Origin of the sequence: Sphingomonas sp. FUKUSWIS1, assembly GCF_000733135.1 — a bacterium.
GTDB classification, from domain to species: domain Bacteria; phylum Pseudomonadota; class Alphaproteobacteria; order Sphingomonadales; family Sphingomonadaceae; genus Sphingomonas; species Sphingomonas aerolata.
In genome coordinates, this window is the sequence record NZ_JPJC01000261.1 from 1 (window position 1) to 3,356 (window position 3,356).

Sequence of the window (3,356 nt, forward strand, 5' to 3'; positions counted from 1 at the left end):
CGGGCGCCTGCACGGCGCCCAGCGACGCTGCCAGAAAGAGCAGCGCGATCATCGTCCGGTCGACCCGAAACCTCCATGCCCGCGCACCGTGTCGTCGAGCGTCTCGACCTCGCCGAGGCTCGCGCGCACAACTTCTGCGGGAACGAGCTGCGCGATCCGGTCGCCGCGGGCGATTACGAAGGGGGCATCGCCGAGATTGGCGAGGATGACCTTCACCTCGCCGCGATAGTCCGAATCGATCGTCCCGGGCGTGTTGAGGCAGGTGACGCCGTGCTTGAGCGCCAGCCCCGAGCGCGGCCGCACCTGCACCTCGTATCCTTCGGGAATCGCGATCGCAAAGCCGGTCGCGACCGCCGCGCGGGCGCCCGGTGCGAGCGTCAGCGGCTCGGCGGCGACCACGTCCATGCCCGCGGCACCCGTGGTGGCATAGGCGGGCAGGGGGAGGCCATCGCCATGCGGCAATCTCTTGAGGTCTATACGGATCGTCATGCGGCGCGGTTTAGCGCATCGGCTGTGCGTGTTCCAGCGCATCGGCGACGCGCCGTGCCAGCTGCGCCGCGACTGCATCCTTGCCCTGCCGCGGCCAGCTCTCGACGCCGTCCTTGGTGACGATGTGGACGCTGTTGCTGTCGCCGCCCATCACGTCGCCCGACACGTCGTTGGCGACGATCCAGTCGACGTCCTTGCGCGCGCGCTTGGCGGTCGCATGCTCGACGACGCGTTCGGTCTCGGCCGCGAAGCCGATCAGCAGCGCGGGGCGCTGCCGGCTGCGCGCGAGTGTCGCGAGGATGTCGGGGTTCTCGGACAGCGCGAGCGTCGGCGTCGCATCGCCCTTCTTGATCTTCTGCACCGCGGCGTCGACGTGCCAGTCGGCGACCGCCGCGACCATGATCGCGGCATCGACGGGCAGCGCGCGGTCGACCGCATCGGCCATCTCGCGCGCGGTCTCGACGTCGATCCGCGTCGTGCCCGCAGGGGTCGGCAGCGTCACCGGCCCCGCCACCAGCGTCACCCGCGCGCCAAGTGCCGCCAGCGCGCCTGCGATCGCGAAACCCTGCCGCCCCGACGACCGGTTGGCGATATAGCGGACGGGATCGATCGGCTCGTGCGTCGGCCCTGCGGTGACGAGGATGTGCCGGCCCGCGAGACGCTGCGGCTGGGCCTCGAGTGCGGCATCGATCGCGTCGGCGATCCGGTCGGGCTCGGGCAGCCGCCCCGGACCGAATTCACCGCACGCCATCGGCCCCTCGTCGGGCGCCATGACAGTAATGCCGTCCGCGCGCAGCTGCGCGACGTTGCGCATTGTCGCGGGGTGCAGCCACATCCGCACGTTCATCGCCGGCGCCGCGAGCACCGGCTTGTCGGTCGCGAGCAGCAATGTCGTCGCAAGATCGTTGGCGAGCCCGCCCGCCATCCGCGCGATCAGGTCCGCGGTCGCGGGCGCGACGACGATCAGGTCGGCCTGACGGCTGAGCTGGATATGCCCCATCTCCGCCTCGTCCTTCAGGTCCCACAGGGTGGTGTAGACCTTGTCCTCGCTGAGTGCGGCGAGCGTCATCGGCGTGACGAAATGCTGCCCCGCCTCGGTCAGCACGCAGCGGACCGCATGGCCGCGCTTGCGCAGGAGTCGGACGAGTTCGCTCGCCTTGTAGGCGGCGATGCCGCCCCCGACGATCAGGAGAATACGCTTCATGCGGCGAGTCCTAGCGGATCACGCGCGTCACCGTAATCCGTCGTGTATCGCGCGCCGCGACGATCATGTCGCGCAGGCCATCGACCGCGAAGACGATCCCGACCAGCAGGACAGGGGTGGTGATCAGCGCCCAGGGGAAATCGTCGCTGCGCACGCCCAGCGCGATCACCGCCGCATAGCCCAGCAGCGTGGCGAGCGCGCGGACGGCGGCGGGATCGCGCCACGCCAGCCACCCGAACAGCGCGGTCGCGATCAGAACCGACGCAAGCCAGTCCGGCAGCAGCGCGAGGCCCGACGACAGCGTCACGAGCTGCACATAGAAGCCGAACCCCTCCAGACCGCTCAGCCCCTGCGCACTCCGGTCGAGCGGACCGGTGACGAGTGTCACCGCATGCGCATGCGCGGCGAGCGCGACGAAGAAGACGAGTGTCGCGCCGACCCATGCGGCGGCCTCGCGGCGCTCGCCCTCGATCCACGCGATCACCGCCATGATCACGACATAGATCAGCGCGGTCTCGCGGATCAGCATCGCCGACAGGCCAAGCGCGACCGCGGGGATCCACTCACCGGGGCGCCGCAAGGCGAGCGAGAGCGCGATCAGAGCCCCCGCCCAGACTTCGGGGAACACGACCAGCGGCGGCTCGAGATGCACGTAGAGCCCCGTCAGGATCAGCAGCCCCGCGATCCCCACGGGGATCGGCCCGGTCATCGCAGGGCGTAACCGGACGATCCATGCGCCCATCACGCCAATGCAGAGGAGCGGCAACAGCGCGGTGACGATCAGCGGCGGCACCGCGGCCTGCACCACCGCCAGCGTCGGCAGCCGGACCGTCGTATAGGGCTTGAGCGGGGCGTGCGCGACGCGGTGCGCCTCTGCCGCCGCGACATAATAGGGCGTGCCGCTGCGCACGTTTGCGACGACGCTTTGATAGAGCAGCAGCTCGGTTTGGCCCAGCGGTGCGGACGCCATGCGCGCCTCGCTCGGGCGCGGTCCGGGCGCGCTGGTCGCGGTCAGGCATGCGAGCAGCAGCATCGCGAACAGCGCGAGCCCCAGCCGCGCCTGCGACCGGGACATGCCGGCAAACCGGCTCGGGCCGACCAGCCACAGGGGGGCGCCCCGCCGCGTCCTCATCCGACGTGCAGGCTCAACCGAAGACCAGCGTGGCGGCAACCCCGGCCATCGCCGCGATCACCGCGACGAGGCCATAGCGCCAGCCGCCGCCGATCCGGATGACCTCGATCTCGCGTAGCGGCATCGTTGGCGGTGCGCCGCCGGGTGCCGGGTAATGCGCCTCGATCCGGCGGACCAGTTCGGGCAGCCGGGTCAGCGTACGCACGTCCTCGATGATCCGGTCGGCGATCGCCGCCTCGGGGCCGAGTTCGCCGCGGATCCAGTCGCGCACGAACGGCTCCGCGCTCTCCCACAGGTTGATGTCGGGATCGAGGCTGGTCGCCACGCCCTCGACCATCACCATCGTCTTCTGCAGCAGCAGCAGGTGCGGCTGCGTCACCATGTCGAAATCGCGCGTGATCGAGAACAGGCTGTCGAGCATCATGCCGATCGACATGTCCTTGACCGGCAACCCGCGCATTGGCTCGCCGACCGCGCGCAAGGCGGTCGCGAATTCGGCGACGTCGTGGTGCGCGGGGACATAGCCCGCCT

General features: G+C 70.4%; 3 protein-coding genes and 1 pseudogene. All 4 read right to left on the reverse strand.

Translation table 11 applies throughout. The annotated features are described in order from the left end of the window. Positions 1-48 precede the first annotated feature (48 nt). The gene (dut, locus tag sphsw_RS16975) at positions 49-489 is read right to left on the reverse strand and encodes a dUTP diphosphatase (RefSeq protein ID WP_031441653.1); all 441 of its coding nucleotides are present in this window, start codon (positions 487-489) and stop codon (positions 49-51) included. Between the two features lie 10 nt (positions 490-499). Next, positions 500-1,693: a bifunctional phosphopantothenoylcysteine decarboxylase/phosphopantothenate--cysteine ligase CoaBC gene (gene coaBC / locus sphsw_RS16980; RefSeq protein WP_031441654.1), complete on the reverse strand. Its 1,194-nt coding sequence runs from the start codon at positions 1,691-1,693 to the stop codon at positions 500-502. Between the two features lie 10 nt (positions 1,694-1,703). Then, positions 1,704-2,825 (reverse strand): hypothetical protein, encoded by a 1,122-nt coding sequence (locus sphsw_RS16985; protein WP_031441655.1) that lies wholly within the window; start codon positions 2,823-2,825, stop codon positions 1,704-1,706. 13 nt (positions 2,826-2,838) lie between these two features. Next, positions 2,839-3,356, reverse strand: a pseudogene (locus sphsw_RS20650) (ubiquinone biosynthesis protein UbiB); the annotation flags it as partial.

What these genes read in the sequence shown, in the direction of transcription:
- dut (WP_031441653.1), bottom strand. Translation starts at nt 489, where the DNA reads ATGACGATCCGTATAGACCTCAAGAGATTGCCGCATGGCGATGGCCTC.
- coaBC (WP_031441654.1), bottom strand. Translation starts at nt 1,693, where the DNA reads ATGAAGCGTATTCTCCTGATCGTCGGGGGCGGCATCGCCGCCTACAAG.
- sphsw_RS16985 (WP_031441655.1), bottom strand. Translation starts at nt 2,825, where the DNA reads ATGAGGACGCGGCGGGGCGCCCCCCTGTGGCTGGTCGGCCCGAGCCGG.